At 47.6% G+C, this 16,414-nt stretch carries 19 protein-coding genes; 8 read left to right on the top strand and 11 right to left on the bottom strand.

Annotated elements, in window-relative coordinates; all coding sequences use genetic code 11:
* Positions 1-112 precede the first annotated feature (112 nt).
* Positions 113-640 carry a hypothetical protein gene (locus AC6I8U_RS16100; RefSeq protein ID WP_498017358.1) on the top strand — a complete coding sequence of 176 codons (528 nt, stop codon included), beginning with the start codon at positions 113-115 and terminating at the stop codon, positions 638-640.
* Positions 641-664: 24 nt separating this feature from the next.
* Here AC6I8U_RS16100 and AC6I8U_RS16095 read toward each other — a convergent pair whose 3' ends face one another.
* Both AC6I8U_RS16095 and AC6I8U_RS16090 read right to left on the bottom strand, forming a co-directional pair.
* On the bottom strand, positions 665-1,543 hold the full coding sequence (locus AC6I8U_RS16095; protein WP_498017357.1) for a carboxylate/amino acid/amine transporter: 879 nt from the start codon (positions 1,541-1,543) through the stop codon (positions 665-667).
* A 103-nt stretch (positions 1,544-1,646) separates the two neighbouring features.
* Complete coding sequence (locus tag AC6I8U_RS16090; protein WP_042477795.1) at positions 1,647-2,072, bottom strand: universal stress protein; 426 nt, start codon at positions 2,070-2,072, stop codon at positions 1,647-1,649.
* Positions 2,073-2,384: 312 nt separating this feature from the next.
* On the opposite strand from AC6I8U_RS16090, the gene ftnA reads away from it, so the two are divergent.
* The 3 genes from ftnA to AC6I8U_RS16075 all read left to right on the top strand — a co-directional run bounded on the left by ftnA (position 2,385) and on the right by AC6I8U_RS16075 (position 4,690).
* Complete coding sequence (gene ftnA, locus AC6I8U_RS16085; RefSeq protein WP_234494811.1) at positions 2,385-2,912, top strand: non-heme ferritin; 528 nt, start codon at positions 2,385-2,387, stop codon at positions 2,910-2,912.
* Positions 2,913-2,981: 69 nt separating this feature from the next.
* Complete coding sequence (uspB, locus tag AC6I8U_RS16080; protein ID WP_042477798.1) at positions 2,982-3,305, top strand: universal stress protein UspB; 324 nt, start codon at positions 2,982-2,984, stop codon at positions 3,303-3,305.
* 197 nt (positions 3,306-3,502) lie between these two features.
* Positions 3,503-4,690, top strand: coding sequence for a BaiN/RdsA family NAD(P)/FAD-dependent oxidoreductase (locus tag AC6I8U_RS16075; RefSeq protein ID WP_498017356.1), 1,188 nt, complete (start codon positions 3,503-3,505; stop codon positions 4,688-4,690).
* Positions 4,691-4,784: 94 nt separating this feature from the next.
* Here AC6I8U_RS16075 and AC6I8U_RS16070 read toward each other — a convergent pair whose 3' ends face one another.
* From AC6I8U_RS16070 to AC6I8U_RS16060, 3 genes are all read right to left on the bottom strand, one after another.
* Positions 4,785-5,768, bottom strand: a complete 984-nt coding sequence (locus tag AC6I8U_RS16070; protein WP_498017355.1) for an aldo/keto reductase — start codon at positions 5,766-5,768, stop codon at positions 4,785-4,787.
* 38 nt (positions 5,769-5,806) lie between these two features.
* Positions 5,807-7,141: a 6-phospho-alpha-glucosidase gene (locus tag AC6I8U_RS16065; RefSeq protein ID WP_042502015.1), complete on the bottom strand. Its 1,335-nt coding sequence runs from the start codon at positions 7,139-7,141 to the stop codon at positions 5,807-5,809.
* Positions 7,142-7,298: 157 nt separating this feature from the next.
* Entirely contained in the window at positions 7,299-8,027 is a 729-nt protein-coding gene (locus tag AC6I8U_RS16060; RefSeq protein WP_052413449.1) for a GntR family transcriptional regulator, read from the bottom strand.
* A 174-nt stretch (positions 8,028-8,201) separates the two neighbouring features.
* Between AC6I8U_RS16060 and AC6I8U_RS16055 the strand changes: the two genes are divergently transcribed.
* On the top strand, positions 8,202-9,779 hold the full coding sequence (locus AC6I8U_RS16055; RefSeq protein WP_252013014.1) for a PTS transporter subunit EIIC: 1,578 nt from the start codon (positions 8,202-8,204) through the stop codon (positions 9,777-9,779).
* A gap of 79 nt (positions 9,780-9,858) precedes the next feature.
* Here the strand turns inward: AC6I8U_RS16055 and AC6I8U_RS16050 are convergent, their stop codons facing one another.
* The 6 genes from AC6I8U_RS16050 to flgA form a co-directional block, all read right to left on the bottom strand.
* Complete coding sequence (locus AC6I8U_RS16050; protein WP_498017354.1) at positions 9,859-11,130, bottom strand: NRAMP family divalent metal transporter; 1,272 nt, start codon at positions 11,128-11,130, stop codon at positions 9,859-9,861.
* A gap of 318 nt (positions 11,131-11,448) precedes the next feature.
* Entirely contained in the window at positions 11,449-12,345 is an 897-nt protein-coding gene (locus tag AC6I8U_RS16045) for a DMT family transporter (protein WP_498017353.1), read from the bottom strand.
* Positions 12,346-12,449: 104 nt separating this feature from the next.
* Complete coding sequence (locus AC6I8U_RS16040; RefSeq protein WP_498017352.1) at positions 12,450-13,166, bottom strand: lytic transglycosylase domain-containing protein; 717 nt, start codon at positions 13,164-13,166, stop codon at positions 12,450-12,452.
* Positions 13,150-13,593, bottom strand: a complete 444-nt coding sequence (locus tag AC6I8U_RS16035; protein ID WP_042477816.1) for a flagellar protein FlgN — start codon at positions 13,591-13,593, stop codon at positions 13,150-13,152. The genes AC6I8U_RS16040 and AC6I8U_RS16035 overlap by 17 nt, the downstream gene beginning before the upstream one ends.
* Positions 13,594-13,623: 30 nt before the next feature.
* A complete protein-coding gene (flgM, locus tag AC6I8U_RS16030; RefSeq protein WP_042477817.1) occupies positions 13,624-13,908 on the bottom strand; it encodes a flagellar biosynthesis anti-sigma factor FlgM in 285 nt (94 codons plus the stop codon).
* 161 nt (positions 13,909-14,069) lie between these two features.
* Positions 14,070-14,720, bottom strand: coding sequence for a flagellar basal body P-ring formation chaperone FlgA (flgA, locus tag AC6I8U_RS16025; RefSeq protein WP_498017351.1), 651 nt, complete (start codon positions 14,718-14,720; stop codon positions 14,070-14,072).
* 204 nt (positions 14,721-14,924) lie between these two features.
* Here flgA and flgB point away from each other — a divergent pair, with 204 nt between their 5' ends.
* From flgB to flgD, 3 genes are read left to right on the top strand one after another with little or no spacing between them, the layout of a single operon-like run.
* Positions 14,925-15,287: a flagellar basal body rod protein FlgB gene (gene flgB / locus AC6I8U_RS16020; RefSeq protein WP_042477824.1), complete on the top strand. Its 363-nt coding sequence runs from the start codon at positions 14,925-14,927 to the stop codon at positions 15,285-15,287.
* Between the two features lie 2 nt (positions 15,288-15,289).
* Positions 15,290-15,724 (top strand): flagellar basal body rod protein FlgC, encoded by a 435-nt coding sequence (gene flgC, locus AC6I8U_RS16015; protein WP_042477826.1) that lies wholly within the window; start codon positions 15,290-15,292, stop codon positions 15,722-15,724.
* A complete protein-coding gene (gene flgD / locus AC6I8U_RS16010; protein ID WP_498017350.1) occupies positions 15,724-16,401 on the top strand; it encodes a flagellar hook assembly protein FlgD in 678 nt (225 codons plus the stop codon). The genes flgC and flgD overlap by 1 nt, the downstream gene beginning before the upstream one ends.
* Positions 16,402-16,414: the final 13 nt, after the last annotated feature.

Raw genomic sequence — 16,414 nt, 5'->3', positions numbered from 1 at the left:
TAACTTGCTCTGGTGTAACTGGAGCAAGTTACTTGCAACTGCTGCCAATTGACGTTATATCTAACTAAGAATCATTCCTATTTTCGTTGTGGTTAGTTGGAGATTGAGTAGTATGACCGTATCTGTTGGAAAGAAGCGTTTGTGCAAGTTGAATCGTCGCGACATCAGTGACAACCTTGGTGACATCCATCGTTTGGTCGCAGAACCTAAGTTCCTGTGCCGCTCTTGCTCACGTTCATCTGCCGATAAATCCACCCTTTGCAAACCGGCTGCCATCCCGCCAGCATCTTGTCAGAGCAAGCCTCTGACTGAACAGCAGCAATGCGGCGTGTTGGCTGAAGCACTGCCAACCACGACCACGCCGAAACTCACCAAGACGGCCAATAAAGCTGAGCCTAAATCAGCGATCGATGTTCAAATGGCCGAAGAGTTAAGCCTAGATACAATCGATAAGAAGTCGCTGAAGCGTGCGAAAAAAGCACTCAAAGCGCAGAAAAAGGCACAGAAGAAATTGCGTAAAGTACTGAAGAAAAGTCAGAAGTTGTTGCGTAAGCAGAGCAAGCTGGAGCACAAGTACCAGTTAGCGGCAGCCACGGTTGAAAAGCAGGTAATGAAAGTGCAGCCAGAACAGCTGCACTAATAAGATCTTTATATTGAGCGAAGCCTAGCTGTTTGCCAGTTGGGCTTCTGCCTTTGGTTTGACCCAAAGCTCGTTCACCACCAGTGATAGCAAGATAATCCCACCACCAATCGACAGTTTCACCAAGTCCACATCGCGATTCCAAATCACAATGTTAACGATAAGCCCCGCTGGCACCAGAAGGTTATTCATCACCGCCAGTGCGCCAGCGTTGACCATTGTCGCGCCTTTGTTCCAGATAAAGTAACCCAACCCAGAAGCGATCGTGCCCAGGTAGATAAGCACGCCCCACTGCACACCCGTCGTCGGCATCTTATCGAAGCTACCAAAAATCGAGAATGCGATGGTCGCAACCACAGTCGCGCCAATGTAGAAATAACCGAATACGCTATGCTGCGGCAACTCTACTTGCTCTTGCTCCATCACGTATTTGTAACCCACCTGACCGATGGCAAAACAGAGGTTCGCGCCTTGCACGACCAAGAAGCCCATCAAGAAGTTTTCATTAATGCCAGCAAACTTGATGAAGGCCGCGCCAGCGACCGCTATTGCCGCCGTCACCAAATACCATGGCGAAAAGCGACCTTTGAGCAAGTCATAGAACAAGGTGACGTAGATCGGTGTGAATACGGTAAACAGCAGTACTTCCGGTACCGACAGCAGCAAGAATGATTGATAGTAGAAGCAGTACATCAGTCCTAGCTGGATACCACCAATCGCCATCAGTTTGGCTTTGAGCTTGTTGGGAACTTGCTTGAACTTAGTGAACGGTAAAAAGACAAGTGCCGCCAGGACAACGCGCATTAATACCGAAAACCAAGAGTCGACCTGACCCGCGAGATAAACCCCAATTAGGCTGAAAGAAAAAGCCCAAAGCAGGGTAACAGAATAGAGATAACCCATAGTTAACAATTATCATTTAATAACAAATACAGTCAGTGTAACACTTTTCGTCACGATGAGAGATCCGATCAAAAAAGGCTTCCGAAGAAGCCTTTTGCTATTTTTAGTCTTTGATTGGCACGACCAACATGTCGACGGGTGAGGTGTTGATAAGCTGTCTGGTAGACGACAGGATTTTGCTCCAAAAGTCCTGATGGTGACCACACACCACCAAATCGACATTGTATTCACCGATAGTATCGCGCAGCTCATTGCTTAAATCACCACTGCCAACCAACGAATGTTTGATCGGGTAGTTGGCGTACTCTGCAAAATCTCGTAATTGCGTCATCGAGGCTTCCATGGCCTGATGTTGCGTCTCAGCCATATTCAGATCAATCAAGCCGGTATATAGCTCGGCATAATTGACATCGATATGAATAAAAGACACCTCTGCATCCAGTGGTTTCGCGAGTGAGACCGCTTTGTCTATGAGCATTTTGCTTTCTTCTGAGAGATCTAATGCGACCATAATATGTTTGTAACTCATAACGCACTCCTCCTGACGTTAGTCCTAGTAAAAACATAGCATTTAGCGCCCGAAAATTATGTTGATGTGATCTCAAATCAGCCGTCATGGCTATAAAACTGTGCCGTAACGTGACCCAGTGCGAAGGTTTGTTTCTCAATAATTTTCTCAACTACAAGACGATAAATTGTGAGCAAAGTCGCCAAAGTTTTCTAGACTCATAGTAAAGGTTGAGTACACCGTTGTTACCAAGTTTGGGTATGAGATCAGAAGACTCCTCAATTAGTTATGTTATAGTGGCGTTAATTCCAGTTACGAAATTAGGAGTCGTAAATGCTTTCTCCATCGATGGTTCAACACCTGAACGAGCAAATTAACCTCGAATTCTTTTCATCCAATCTATACTTACAAATGAGTGCTTGGTGTGAAGATAGAGGATTCGAAGGTGCGGCTGAATTTCTTCGTAAGCACGCGGACGAAGAAATGCAACACATGCATAGACTGTTCACTTACGTCAGTGAGACAGGTGCTTTACCAATTTTAGGTAGCATTGAAGCGCCACGACACGACTTCGAAAGTCTTGGCGATGTGTTCCGTGAAACCTATAAGCATGAGCAAATGATTACTGAGAGAATCAACAAACTGGCTCATGTCGCGTTCACAGCACAAGACTACTCAACCTTTAACTTCCTTCAGTGGTATGTTGCGGAGCAACATGAAGAAGAAAAATTGTTTAAAGGGATCTTAGATAAGCTAGAACTCGTAGGTGAGAATGGACAGGCGCTGTTCTTCATCGACAAGGACTTAGCGACATTAGCGAAAGAGGGTTCTTCTTCCATTATGGACGCCCCTGCTGGTTAACATCAGCGATTAAAAGCCGTTTGATCGTCTTTTTCTCTTGGGTGTCTTGGAAGATGTAGGGAGGAAAAGATGATCAGTGGAGACACTATTCTACTAGCATTGATGCTCATTACCTCAGTCAATATGGCGAGGTATCTGACAGCACTACGCGCACTTATATTCATCATGCGTGAGGCGCATCCGCTCTTGTATCAACAAGTCGACGGACGTGGCTTCTTCACCACACACGGCAACATGTCTAAACAAGTGCGGCTGTATCACTATCTCAAAAGCAAAGAATACCATCACCACCATGATCCGGTGTTTACGGGTAAATGCGATCGCGTTCGTGAGCTGTTTGTGCTCTGTGTCGCGCTTATCGGCGTCACCCTGTTTGCGGGTTTCTTGCTCTAGACGAGTGAAGCAGTCATAACCAACGTTGTGGCATAGAGTGTCACGACGCGCTTGGTGTCAGTCTCCGACTTCGACGGTCTGTACGAGGTTGGAAGAGTTGGCTTTAGTCGATGAAGCCGCTAGAATAGCGCCAGATTGTTGAAGGGATGTGCAATACGCACATCCTTTTTTTATTCAAATTTTGTCGGAAAACCGTGATGAATCAGAAAGTTGATGTGGTAATTATTGGTGCAGGCGCAGCGGGTTTGATGTGCGCAGCAGAAGCGGGCAAGCGAGGTCGTCGCGTGCTGGTGCTTGATCACGCCAAAAAACCGGGTCGAAAAATCCTGATCTCTGGCGGTGGCAAGTGTAATTTCACCAACTACGATGTGTCGGCAAATAACTACCTGTGTCAAAACCCGCACTTCGTAAAGTCGGCGCTGTCGCAGTACACCAACTGGGATTTCATCTCGCTGGTGAGTAAGTACGGCATTGAGTTTGAAGAGCGCGACCATGGACAGCTGTTCTGCTTAGAGTCAGCGAAAGATATCGTTAAGATGATGCTTTCTGAGTGTGAATCACCAAACATTCAGTTCCGCTACCAAACGGATGTGCACAGCATTGAGAAAACCGATCAAGGCTTCTCATTACACGCCGATACTGACACGATTGAATGTGATTCTTTAGTTGTGGCCACAGGCGGCCTTTCAATGCCAAAACTGGGCGCGACTCCGTTTGGCTATAAGATTGCCGAGCAGTTTGGTCTTGAAGTCGTGCCGACGACTGCGGGTCTGGTGCCGTTTACGCTGCACAAAGAAGACAAAGAAGACTTTGCTGAGCTATCTGGTATCGCGATCCCAGCGGAAATCACCGCGAATGATGGCACGCTCTTCAAAGAAGCACTGCTATTTACTCACCGTGGATTGTCTGGCCCATCGGTGCTGCAGATCTCATCCTTCTGGAGGCCGGGACAAAACGTGTCGGTAAATCTAGTGCCAGAGGCCGATATCGAAGAGCTGTTGACGCGCTCGCTAGAGAAACACCCCAATCAAAGCCTGAAAAATACCCTAGCACGAGTATTGCCAAAGCGTTTGGTCGAAGTGCTGATTGAGCGCAAAGTCTTTGCAGATAAACCGCTTAAGCAATACAACCCGAAAGAGCTGGTGGCGATTCGCGAATCTCTAGAAAACTGGACCATTGCACCCAATGGCACCGAAGGCTATCGCACCGCAGAAGTGACGCTAGGTGGTGTCAACACCAACCATCTTTCTTCTAAAACCATGGAGTGTAAGTCTATCGAAGGCTTGTACTTTATCGGTGAGGTGATGGACGTGACGGGTTGGCTGGGTGGCTATAACTTCCAGTGGTGCTGGTCATCAGGATTTGTAGCGGGTCAGCACGTATAATTGTTCCAACACAGCAATCGTGAATCAAATGCAAAAAGCCGCATCCTAGGATGCGGCTTTTGTCGTTTTTAAGCCAACTGATGTTGCATGCGAGTTAGTTAAGTTGCCACTTCGCCACAATCGCTTCCGCACGCGCCAGCAGCTCAGTGCTCGATGTCGACTGCATGAATGCCGCGTTATCGCGTACTTGCTCTACCGTGTGTGCGCCAGCAATCACAGGCCCAACTTCTTCTTGCGCGACAAGCCAGTGGATCGCTAGGTGCGAAAGCGGAATGTTGGCTTCTTTGGCCAGCACTTTAAGCTCTTCCACACAGTTGAAGTATGGTTCAAACGCTTCGCCATTGAGTTTAGGGTTGTTGCGACGGTCGTCGTTTTCATCCCAGTTACCAGAGCGCTTTAACGTACCCGTCAGCAGACCCTGCATTAGTGGTGAGTACGGCAGGTATTTCATGTCGTGCTCTTTACAGAATGGCAGTGCTTCTTCACGTGCACGGTACTGCAATGGAATGTTGTGGTAGTGCTCTGGGTTTTGCTCAAGTAGGTTGTAGAGACCTTGGAACGTAGCTACTTCAACACCTGCCATCATTTCACGCGTCATATCGAGCGAGTAGTTCGACACGCCAACGTGGCGAATTTTGCCTTGTCGTTTAAGCTCAGCTAGTGCCTCTGCGGTTTCTGAGATTGGCGTGTTTGGATCTGGCCAGTGCACTTGGTACAGGTCGATGTATTCAGTTTGCAGACGCGTTAGGGAGTCATCAATCTCTTTGAAGATGCTCTCTTTTGTCAGATCTTTACGGGTCTTTTTACGCTCATCTTGAGACCATGGCAGACCGCATTTGGTCGCGATGATAATGTTTTCGCGAGACTCGGTTTTCAGCGCTTGGCCGAGTACCGTTTCCGCATGACCTTTACCGTAAACCGGTGCAACATCGAAAAAGTTGATGCCATTGTCGATCGCCGCTTTGATTGCGTTGATGGATTCATTGTCAGAGACGTTGTTCCAAGTCCCGCCGATTGCCCAGCAGCCAAAACCCACCGCTGAGGCATTAAGATCTTTGATTTGTTTGTTTTTCATCATTCGTTCTCTTGTTTTCTCATTCAAGGGTCGGGATTGGATTACTTAAGTTCCGGCCAGTACTCTTTGTTCGCCTCAATCATGTCATCAAGGATAAGCTTCGCCACTTTCGCTGATGGAATGGTCTTATTAAGCGCAAAGGCTTGTAGCGCTTTGTCGTAAGAGCCTTCAATTGCAGCATCAACCAAGCACTTCTCAGACATTAGTTGTTGCTGCAGCATGCCTTGGTAGAAGTGTGGCACTTCACCCACTTGGATTGGGTAAACTTTATCGCGGCCGAGTAGCGCAGGCACTTCCACCATCGCGTCATCTGGTAAGCCCTTGATGATGCCGTTGTTAGGAATGATCACTAGCCACTTCTGGCGTAGGTCATAAGCCATAGACATCGCTACGTCTGCAATAAACTCACCGTGCACGCCAACGTGGAACTTACCTTCTACGTTGCCATCTGATGCTTTGATTTGCTCAATTGCTTCAAACATCTTCTTCTCACGACCTTCCATAACCTCGTTAGCACGAGTGTGCTCTGGGTTAGACTGAGCCACGATATCGTCAGCCATTAGGTAGTATTGAAGGTAAGTGTTTGGCACGTACTCTGGGAACATCTGCATTAGTGGCTGAGTGTTCTTGAAGGTCTTGATCCAAGAAGGTTCAGAGTGACACGCGTTCTCCACTTCTTCTTCAGTCAACATGCCGAATTTTTGGATGTGGTTACGAAGGAATGGGATTTTCTCTTCGCCATCAACCTTGATAGACGTAAACCAGCCGTAGTGGTTCAGACCGAAGTACTCAACGTCGAGATCATAACGATTCACACCAAGGATGTTTGATAGGTTACGCTCAATTGCCACTGGCATATCACAGATGTTAAGTACGCGAGCGTTTGGACGTAGGCGGTGAACTGCATCAGCCACAATCGCCGCTGGGTTTGAGTAGTTCAGCATCCAGCAAGACTCTTTAGCAAAGCGCTCCATATGATCGATAAGTTCAATCATTGGGAAGATAGTACGCATGCCGTAAGCCAGACCGCCAGCGCCACAAGTCTCTTGGCCTACACAGCCGTGACGAAGTGGGATCTTCTCGTCGGTTTCACGCATCTTGTACTGACCTACGCGGATTTGAGCAAACACGAAGTCAGCGTGAGAGAAAGCCACTTCCGGTTCCGTCGTCACTGTCAGTTTCACGTGTGGAGCATGAGTTTTGACCACGTAGTCCACCAATACTGCAACGTTGTCTTGGCGCTGTGCATCGATGTCGTACATGCGGATTTCCGCGATAGGGAAGTCATCCCCTTTCATTAGAAGAGCTTTAACGATACCGGCAGTGTATGTTGAGCCGCCGCCTGCGATTGCGATGATTTGTGGTTGTTTGGTCATAACCAACTCCAATTTGTTTTTGAATGCTGTTCGGATGTTTAAAAGGTCATGTAATTTATAACCTATCTTTAATAGGTCTTATCCTATGGATTTGTTGTGATGTGACAAATTAAATACCTTTAATGTGTGATCGTATTCAAACAATAGTTGGGATTGGTTATGGAAATACGGGTTTTCTATGCCCTCTTTTACGAGATAAGTAGATAGCCAGCTTGTGAGCGTTAGGGTGAAACCAAGCCTCGGTATAATCAAAATAACGCCCATCTTCGAGGTTGGATATTGAGCGCAGGTTCATGATTGGGTGGCTTTTCTCCATTCCAAGTAGGGCCATGATCTCCTCATCAGAGTCGACGGCGGTGAACTCTTGGCGACTGCCTTGTATCAGCATTCCTTTCTCATGTTCGACATAATCGAATTTCGATTTCTGTAACGTAGAGATATTGAGGTCGGGAAACAGTGCAACTGGCATATAGCTGTCTTCGACAATCCTTGGCTGGTCATCAATAAACTTCACTCGACGTATATAATACAAGGGCTCATTGGGTTTGAGTCCTAGGAGTTTATGGACGGGTGCATTATCACTACTCATCAAAAATTGCGTCACTTGATACTTCACGGTCTTATTGTTGTGAGTCAGAATTTCAGAGGTACCGGCCAAACTATTAAGCTGATGCGAATATTGCTTTTCCAGTACATAGGTACCAGACCCACGGCGCTTTTCGACCAGCTTGAGTTTAACCAGTTCATCCACTGCCTTGCGAATGGTGATGCGGCTGACTTGGTACTCTTCAATTAACTGCTTTTCTGTCGGTAATGCTGAGCCAACGCAGTACACATCCGCGTTGATCTTCTCTTTTAAGCTCTCTAATACTTTTACGTATAGCACGATGTCATTTCCAAAAAATTATTGGTTATATCAATATCACAATAACATAATAAATTGGTTCTATATTAGGTCATTCATCACATTCTAGGTACAACAAAGTTGTTATGACTTCTTTTCTGAATAAAGTGATTTGCAGAAATAAAATAATTAATAGCGTATTTAGGAACATCAATAATGAACAAAGAAGCTATAACCACTTATATGAGTGACTTATCGCGCGCCATGCTGGCACCGATATATGTCCTTCCACTAGTGGGTTTTGTGATTGCTATCGGAGCGGCAACAACCAACCCTGGCATTGTCGAAGTACTGCCTTTCTTAGATGCCCCTTTCTTTAAAGGGATGGGGGAAGTGTTGGTTTGGTCGACGCTGAGCGTTCTTATTAACCTGCATATCATCTTTGCTGTCGGTATTTCGATGGGGCTTGCGAAAAAAGACAAGCACCTTGCTGGCTTTAACGCGCTGATCATCTACTTCATTTACCTTTACACCATGCATACCTATATGAAGTTCAATGGTCTGCTACTAGATGGTGACTTGGGGGGCACCGGTCAGGCGAGCATTCTTGGTTTGCAAGTGGTCGATACGGGTATCTTCGTTGGTATGCTGATCGGTATTGTTAACGCTTACTTCCACAACAAATACAGCCAAAAGGTACTTAAGGGCGCACTATCACTATACGGTGAATCTCGTCTGGTACTGATTATCATGATCCCGGTTGCGATTGGCCTTGGTATTCTGTTCACCCACATCTGGCCACCGGTTCAGCATGCTATCTTCGGCTTTGGCGAGAGCATTCGCGGCGCAGGTTCTATGGGCGTTGGCGTGTACGGTTTCCTAGAGCGTATCCTTATTCCAACTGGTCTTCACCACCTGCTTTGGGTGCCAATGCACTTCTCTGATCTTGGTGGTTGTGCCATGGTGGCAGGTCAAAACTACTGCGGCATCGAGAACATCTTCCTTGCTGAAATTGGTGACCCAGAGACGACGCGTCTTTCTAGCTCAATCGTGTTTGATTCACGCAGCCTAGTAAAAATCTTCGGTTTGACGGGTGCGGGTCTAGCCATGTACCACTGTGCTGACCAAGACAAGCGCGAAAAAGTGAAAGCGATTGTGTTCCCTGCAGTGCTGTCTTCTATTTTGGTGGGTGTTACTGAGCCGATTGAATTCTCATTCCTTTTCGTCGCGCCAATCCTGTTTGTTGTGCACGCTATCCTAACTGGCCTATTTATGGCTGTGTTGTCTCTGCTGGATGTCGTGGCGGTAGGTAAAGGTGGTCTTATCGACTTCATCGTTTACAACATCCCACTAGGTACCGATAAAACCGATTGGCCGATGTACGTGGCGATTGGTCTGGTTCAGCTCGCCGTGTACTACTTTGTGTTCCGCGCGCTGATCACGCACCTTAACCTGAAAACCATTGGTCGTGGTGAAGCGGAAATGAAGCTACAAACCAAAGACGACTACAAGAATCGCAACAAGACGGCGGCGATTGATAGTGCAGTCGGTGAGTTTAACTCGGTTGCTATCATTGAAGGCCTAGGTGGTAAAAACAACATCATCGATGTGCAAAACTGCTACACCCGATTACGCGTCGAAATTCGTGACCCATCATTAGTGGATGAGGCGAAAATCCAAGAGTCGAACCCAATGGGTTTGGTGAACAAGGGACAAAACATTCAAATCATTTTTGGAAGCCACGTAGCGTCGGTGCGCCAAGAAGTGAATGAGTTTTTAGAAGCCATGGCGTAGTAAGGCTATATTTTCCTCTCTCTACTAAAAGGCCTAGGTGATCATACCTAGGCCTTTCGATTTAAAGCGAGTGATGTCGCTACATCAACCACTTCCACCAAACGAATACGGCTAAGAATCCAAATAGATAAATCAGACCTACAATCGACAGCGCTTTTAGACGGCTGCCCATTTGCAACACTGGTGGCAGCGTGGCTTTTGATACCAGAATATAGTTAAGCAGTGCAAACACCGGCGTGGTGACAAATGCCATGATCATCGCAAAGTCGAGCATTGGCATCAGTGCTTTAGCGAAGAAAGCGATAATCGAGATAGCCGCAATAGACACCACAATGACCCATGCTTGGTAGGATTTCGGGTTCTCTTCGGTTTTGTTCTGAAGCAGGCGTTGTGACTCAGCAATTGCGCGCGAGTAGCCATCAATTACAGTAATCGTGCTACCAAAGATACAGAAAAAGGCGATGACAGCAATGAGGTAGCGCGACCATTCACCAATCGTTGACGCATACATGCCCACCAATTGATGTGAGAACCCTACACCTGATGCAGACAGCTCTGTTCCAGAACCGTGGATCACCAGTGCACCAAGTGCAACGAACACCAAGGCTAATAAAGCCGTACCGATATAACCGACGTTAAAATCGAACAGCGCTGATTCAGCGGTTACCTTCTGCTTTTTACACTGGCTCTTCAGCCACATAGATGTGATGCTGGAGATCTCGATAGGCGCTGGCATCCAGCCCATGGTCACAACAATGAAGCCGATAGCGGCGATGGTCCAAGGTGATGGCGCTTGGTAATCTGCCGGTGCAACACTGCCATTTGATGCCGCAATAATGACGGCTGTGACGGTGGCAACGGTCAGCGTCGCCATAATGGCTTTCGAGAGCCCGTCGAGCGCTTTATAGTGACCCGCAAACAAAATACCGACGCATGTTGCGAGTACGATGCCGCATAACACAAGTGATGAGAGTTCGAACGGTAGGAAGTAACCAAGCAAGCTGGCACTAAACAACAGTAGAGCTGCTGTGTTCACGACAGCGGAAACGACGGTAAGTAGCGTAAACACCCATAGGTAGCCGCGACCCAATCCTTCATAACCTTGAATCAGGCTATTACCCGTACCAACGGTATATTGCACTCCTGCTCTAAAGAATGGGTATTTAAACAGGTTAACGAGCAAGATCAGCGCAGCGAGCTGCCAGCCATAGATGGCACCCGCCTTTGTTGAGGCGACAAGATGAGAGCCACCGACTGCTGCGGCAGCCATCATAATGCCAGGGCCAAGAGAGCGCACTAAATGGGAAAGGCCAGGGCGTGATGCTGGCTCAGAAGGGATAGAGGTATCCATGACACGAGTCCTTTTATGATTATTATCCGTAATAAAGTCGCTGTAAAAAATAGTTTACGAAACGATAAAAAATTATTTCCGACCCCTCCATTTCTACAGAAATTTCAGCAGGATGCAATGCAAGAAGCGACGAAATTAATCAATGATTGGTCGGTATGTCTGAACGGTCGATAAAAGGTAGTGTTTTATGCTGATAATGTGGGTGTAATTAAAGCATCATCATTGAAGGCAAAGGAAAAAGAGTAGGAAAAAATATCGGAAAGTGTCGCGAGAGTGAGCTCTCGCGACGCTAAGTGTTGGGTTTTGCGATGTTGTCAGCTATTCCTGTGGCTGAGGCTTTCTTTTTAGCTGTTGAACGATGAGACCAATGACAATAAGCACTAAACCTATCAATGTAGAGGGATGGATCTCTTCGCCGATGATTGTGGCCAGCAGCATGAGTGAGATGAACGGCGAGGCAAAAATAAGATTGCTGATACGCGCAGTGTTTTGAGTTAGCTTTAGTGCGCTAAGCCAAAGGACAAAAGTAATCCCCATCTCAAACAGTCCGACGTAACTAACCGCAAGCCAGCCTTTCAGCGTGATGTTAGACCATGTGGCGCCCTCGTAGATGGCAACACCAAACGCAAAGGGCAGAGCAACCAAAAAGCCAAGTAGTACACCGATAACTGGATCGGCCGTGTTTTTGGTGTTTAGGATCCAATAACCTGCCCACAATAGTGTGGAGAGCAGGGCGAGTGCCACACCAGCAGGGCTATCAAATTGAAGTCCCAATACATCGCCCTTAGTGGCGATAACCACCACACCGAGATACCCCAAGGCACACGCAAACCAATCTTGCGGACGGATTTTCTGCTTTAGGAACACGGCAGCCATTAAGGTCAGTGTAATGGCCCAGCTGTAGTTAATGGGTTGAGCTTGGGAGGCTGGCAGTAGATCGTAGGCCTTAAATAGAATGAGATAGTAGGCGAACGGGTTAATTAGCCCAAGCAACAAGTAGTACCAAGGGTTTGATATAAAGGTTGTTTTTAGCTGAGAAAGTGTCCCTTTCATCGCGCACACAATAATCAGAGCGATCGTTGAGGCGACAGAAGCAGCCGCGACCATTTGAGCGGGCGTGAATTCAGCCAGTGTGAGCTTAAATGCGGTTGCGACGGTAGACCACAATAAGACGGCGGATAACCCAAATAGCAGGGCTTTGCGTTCGTTATGCATTGAGATGTTAGCGTTGGGATGGAGTGAACAATGCCAGCATCTTACCAGTGAATGGCATTCTGAAAACCCACAAATGTCAGATTATGATTGCTGGTCACACAAGACTAGAGAGAGATAAGTGGCGGTAGAGGCGTCAGGTCAATTAACGGCGCTTGTTGCCATGATGTCTCACTGGCGAACAGCCATAGGGTATCGACGCGATCACGCTTGAGAGATGAGATGTCAACCAGCGTCATGAGAGCATAAAAGCGGCGCACATAATGGACGGTTTCATTGGGTAAGGTCAGCTTGGTAAATTCTCGACTGCCTGCTCTGTTGATGGCGCGTTGAACTCGTCCTTCACCCGCATTGTAAGCCGCTAAAGTGAGGTTGATGTCACCATCAAACTTGCGATACAGAAACGACAGATACTGCATCGCAGCACGAGTACTCGGCTCAATCTCAAAGCGCTGGTCGAGGTTTTGGTCTACGGTTAACCCAAAGCGTGTGGCGGTGGCTGGCATCAGTTGCCAAAGCCCGGCGGCTTTGGCAGGAGAGACGGCTTTGGGGTTATAGGAGGACTCGAGCATGGGGACCAGGACTAAACTGTCTGGTAGCGATTTTTGTTTAAGCTGCTTGAATATCTCATCCACCAGTGGGCTGAACTCTTCAAACTTCTTAATGATATGATTTTGATACGGCTTGAGCGTGGCAATATGCGGTGCCACATCAGATTGAGCAGGTTTGGCATCACTTTGGGTGTGCCAGATGCACAGCAAACCAATCACTAACCAAAGCAGCCAGTGACTGACTCTCGAGCTGACTCTACAGCGAGCGTGCATGTTCCTCATAACTGTGTTGCTCTCGCCCGGTCAGCTCTCCCAATAGTTCATGAAAAGCCGCGGAGCTTTGTCCATTCTCTTGGTTGTATTTTTGGCACTCTTTAATGAGTGATTCAAGGATCTGCCACTGTTTGCGGACATTGTCAGACAGCTTGATAGGTAGTGCTCTGACTAAACGCTCAACCCCTTGTTCCGAGCAGGGCAAATTTAGCTGACTAAGAAGCCGACTACGCTGGCTGGCATTGTGGCCAAGCTGCTTAAGTACTGGCAGCTGTTTGCTTATGTTGTGACTTAGTGACTCACCATCGAATTTTAGATACAGGGCTTTTTGGTGCTGCAGCAATGAGAGCAGCTTGCGATACAGTTTGATGTCTTCAGAAATGCTAACGACAAAGTTCTGCACGAGCTCGGTTTTCGAGGTGGCCATCTTGATTACTCCACTAAATGGGTGGTTCGCTTAGGACTCGTGACCGGTATGGAAACGCATCACAGCTTGCGAAAGGGCTTTGACATCCAGTCCAAGCTCACCGTTTGCGAGTGCATTTCGTACCGCTTCCACTTTCGCCATATCGACGTTTGGCATTGCAGCAAGCTCAGCTTGTGCCTTGTCTAGTGCTGCTGTATTTGCATTGAATGCGGCTTGTGAAACGGTCTTACGTGCCGGTGCTTCAGGCGTTTGAGTCTTAGACTGATTGAAGTTGGTTTGTGGGACATGTCCGCCGGCCACTTTGTCGATTTTCATTGTGTTGCTGTCCTATCAATATGTCGATAACAGTATAGGGCGACAAAGCGAGCATCAGTATTAAATCTGCCCAGCTAAATTTGTTGCTCTTTTTTTTCTATCTCAATGCCCTATGACATTTCGAGCGCATTGATTGAAAAATGTTACCTTGAGTCAGAAATTTAAAATTGAGTGTGAACCTGGTTCAAACCAGACACGACCGCCCGAATGACTTTTTTAGATTGGCTGTTTTGCACCTTTATTTGCTCTCCTGACGCGCCGGTTTCCAGCGCAATCCCTTTGGTTGTCGCATTGAACCCATCTCTTTCGGCGATGATGACCACTTCATTTCCCTTTTCGACTAACGGAGGGCTACTAACAAATTTGCTATCGATGATTTGACCAGTGCGCATGCGTCGCGTGACTTGCTTACCCTGCAATGTGGAGAGGTCGGTAACAAACGAGGTCGCCCGCGATAGGGTTCGAGTTTCTAGGCGTATCGAGCGAGAGTCGATGTTGTCATGTCGATTGAGCGTGGTGCTGGCAACGGCCACAGGTAGCGACAACGTGGCTCGGATGCTGACATTGATGCGCCAGTCATTGCTGCCATCCTCACAGCTGACGCTGCGTTTAAGGTTGCCAACAGGCAGTGTTTGGTGATCGCGACTGCTCGTAATGAGCGGTGAAAGGCAGCGATTGAGATGTTTTGCTGACTCTGGAACCAATATCACTAGCCTTGCCTCGTAGTGGTCCCAGTGATGCGCCGCAGCTAGCTGTTCTAGTTCGGAATTCAGTGCTTGTCGCACAACTTGCTCAATACTCATTTGAGTCATTTTGAGCTCGTTCGCTAAGGCATGATTACTGAGTAAAAGGCTCAAAAACGAGCCCAAAATCCACTTCCCCATCCTGTCTCTCGCTTCCGTAAATCGGAAGTTCCGCTTCCTTTGTTTTGTGTAATTCATTGTTTTTATTGGCTTTAAAAGTTGGCATGTATCTTGTTCTTTCTTTGTGACTATCGCCCATTTAAGGACAGAGACATGGCAATCAGTTTTGACAGTGCATTAGGTGTACATCCAGAAGCACTGAATTTTCGAGTCCAAAGAACCAAGGTGCTTGCAAGTAACTTAGCAAATGTCGATACGCCTGGGTACCTAGCTAAGGACCTGAGTTTTACCACAGTGATGCAGCAAGCTAGCGCCAATGGTGTGCATACCGCTACGCCTAAATTGGATATCGCTACCCAGTATTCGGTGCCGTACCAGAACAGCAAGGATGGCAATACGGTTGAGCTGGGTGTTGAGCAAGCCAAATTCACTCAAAACAACATGGATTTTCAAACCAGCCTGACATTCATGAACATGAAGTTTAATGGGCTGGCGAAAGCGATTGAGGGACGTTAATCATGTCATTTACTGATATCTATTCCATTGCTGGCTCTGCGATGACCGCGCAGACCGTTCGACTTAATACGGTAGCCAGTAACCTGGCCAACGCTGATGCGGTATCGGCCAATCCAGATGATGCCTATAAACCCCTTAAACCAGTGTTTGCCACTGTGTATAGCCAAACACAACTGGCGAGCCAGCAGGGTGTGTATCCCAATGCCGAGGTTCGCATTGTCGATGTGGTACAAGGCAGCGCTCAGGCTGAACAGCGCTTTGAACCGAATAACCCGTTGGCAAACGAAGAGGGTTATGTCTACTACCCGGGTGTCGATGTGGTTTCTGAAATGGCGGACATGATGTCGGCCACTCGCAGCTTCGAAACCAATGTAGAAGTGTTGTCGAATGTGAAAAGTATGCAGCAGGGCCTGCTTCGTTTAGGGCAGGGTAGCTAATGAGTATTCCACAGTTCAACGCATTGGATACGGACACTCCGGTTAGCCAGCAAGCGAATGCAGGCGTGTCGGCAAATCCTCAAGATTCTAATAGTGCCAGCTCACTTCAAAATGAATTTATCACCTTGATGGTGGCGCAGATTCAAAACCAAGACCCACTCAACCCACTCGATGGTACTGAGTATGTCAGTCAGCTAGCACAGTTCTCTCAGGTTCAAAGTACCGAGAACATGTCGATGCTGATGCAAAACAGCATGGTGCTACTCGACAACATGCAGGTGCTGTCGACGGCAGGCTTGGTTGGTCAAACCGTCTACGTCAATGGTAACGAATTTGAGCTCAGTGACGGCGCTCAGAAAGGTCGTGTAGAGCTAGCACATTCATCAAGCCAAGTGACCTTAGTCGTCGAAGATGAGTTTGGGCAAAAAACCAAGGTGCCACTGGGTGCTCATCCGGCTGGGGATGTGGATTTTTCTATCGACCCAGAAGAGTTGGGGCTCAAACCTGGTAAGTACAGCGTTTCGGTAGAGGTACAAGAAGGACAAGCATCACCATCAGTGATGTTGGCTGGTGAAGTGCAGCAGGTTCGTATTCCAAGTAGTGGCGGCGCCGCCATGGTCAACGTCGCGGGTGTCGGTAACGTGCCTTTCTATCAAATCAGTCAGTTTGGTGCTTAGCGCCGAGTGTAAA

This window comes from Vibrio sp. KUL80 (assembly GCF_059725495.1).
Note: the sequence above shows the minus strand (reverse complement) of the source record. Positions and strands in the feature narration are given on the sequence as shown.

Coding starts and splice junctions, on each gene's coding strand:
- AC6I8U_RS16100 (WP_498017358.1), top strand. CDS start 113: ATGACCGTATCTGTTGGAAAGAAGCGTTTGTGCAAGTTGAATCGTCGC.
- AC6I8U_RS16095 (WP_498017357.1), bottom strand. CDS start 1,543: ATGGGTTATCTCTATTCTGTTACCCTGCTTTGGGCTTTTTCTTTCAGC.
- AC6I8U_RS16090 (WP_042477795.1), bottom strand. CDS start 2,072: ATGAGTTACAAACATATTATGGTCGCATTAGATCTCTCAGAAGAAAGC.
- ftnA (WP_234494811.1), top strand. CDS start 2,385: ATGCTTTCTCCATCGATGGTTCAACACCTGAACGAGCAAATTAACCTC.
- uspB (WP_042477798.1), top strand. CDS start 2,982: ATGATCAGTGGAGACACTATTCTACTAGCATTGATGCTCATTACCTCA.
- AC6I8U_RS16075 (WP_498017356.1), top strand. CDS start 3,503: ATGAATCAGAAAGTTGATGTGGTAATTATTGGTGCAGGCGCAGCGGGT.
- AC6I8U_RS16070 (WP_498017355.1), bottom strand. CDS start 5,768: ATGATGAAAAACAAACAAATCAAAGATCTTAATGCCTCAGCGGTGGGT.
- AC6I8U_RS16065 (WP_042502015.1), bottom strand. CDS start 7,141: ATGACCAAACAACCACAAATCATCGCAATCGCAGGCGGCGGCTCAACA.
- AC6I8U_RS16055 (WP_252013014.1), top strand. CDS start 8,202: ATGAACAAAGAAGCTATAACCACTTATATGAGTGACTTATCGCGCGCC.
- AC6I8U_RS16050 (WP_498017354.1), bottom strand. CDS start 11,130: ATGGATACCTCTATCCCTTCTGAGCCAGCATCACGCCCTGGCCTTTCC.
- AC6I8U_RS16045 (WP_498017353.1), bottom strand. CDS start 12,345: ATGCATAACGAACGCAAAGCCCTGCTATTTGGGTTATCCGCCGTCTTA.
- AC6I8U_RS16040 (WP_498017352.1), bottom strand. CDS start 13,166: ATGCACGCTCGCTGTAGAGTCAGCTCGAGAGTCAGTCACTGGCTGCTT.
- AC6I8U_RS16035 (WP_042477816.1), bottom strand. CDS start 13,593: ATGGCCACCTCGAAAACCGAGCTCGTGCAGAACTTTGTCGTTAGCATT.
- flgM (WP_042477817.1), bottom strand. CDS start 13,908: ATGAAAATCGACAAAGTGGCCGGCGGACATGTCCCACAAACCAACTTC.
- flgA (WP_498017351.1), bottom strand. CDS start 14,720: ATGACTCAAATGAGTATTGAGCAAGTTGTGCGACAAGCACTGAATTCC.
- flgB (WP_042477824.1), top strand. CDS start 14,925: ATGGCAATCAGTTTTGACAGTGCATTAGGTGTACATCCAGAAGCACTG.
- flgC (WP_042477826.1), top strand. CDS start 15,290: ATGTCATTTACTGATATCTATTCCATTGCTGGCTCTGCGATGACCGCG.
- flgD (WP_498017350.1), top strand. CDS start 15,724: ATGAGTATTCCACAGTTCAACGCATTGGATACGGACACTCCGGTTAGC.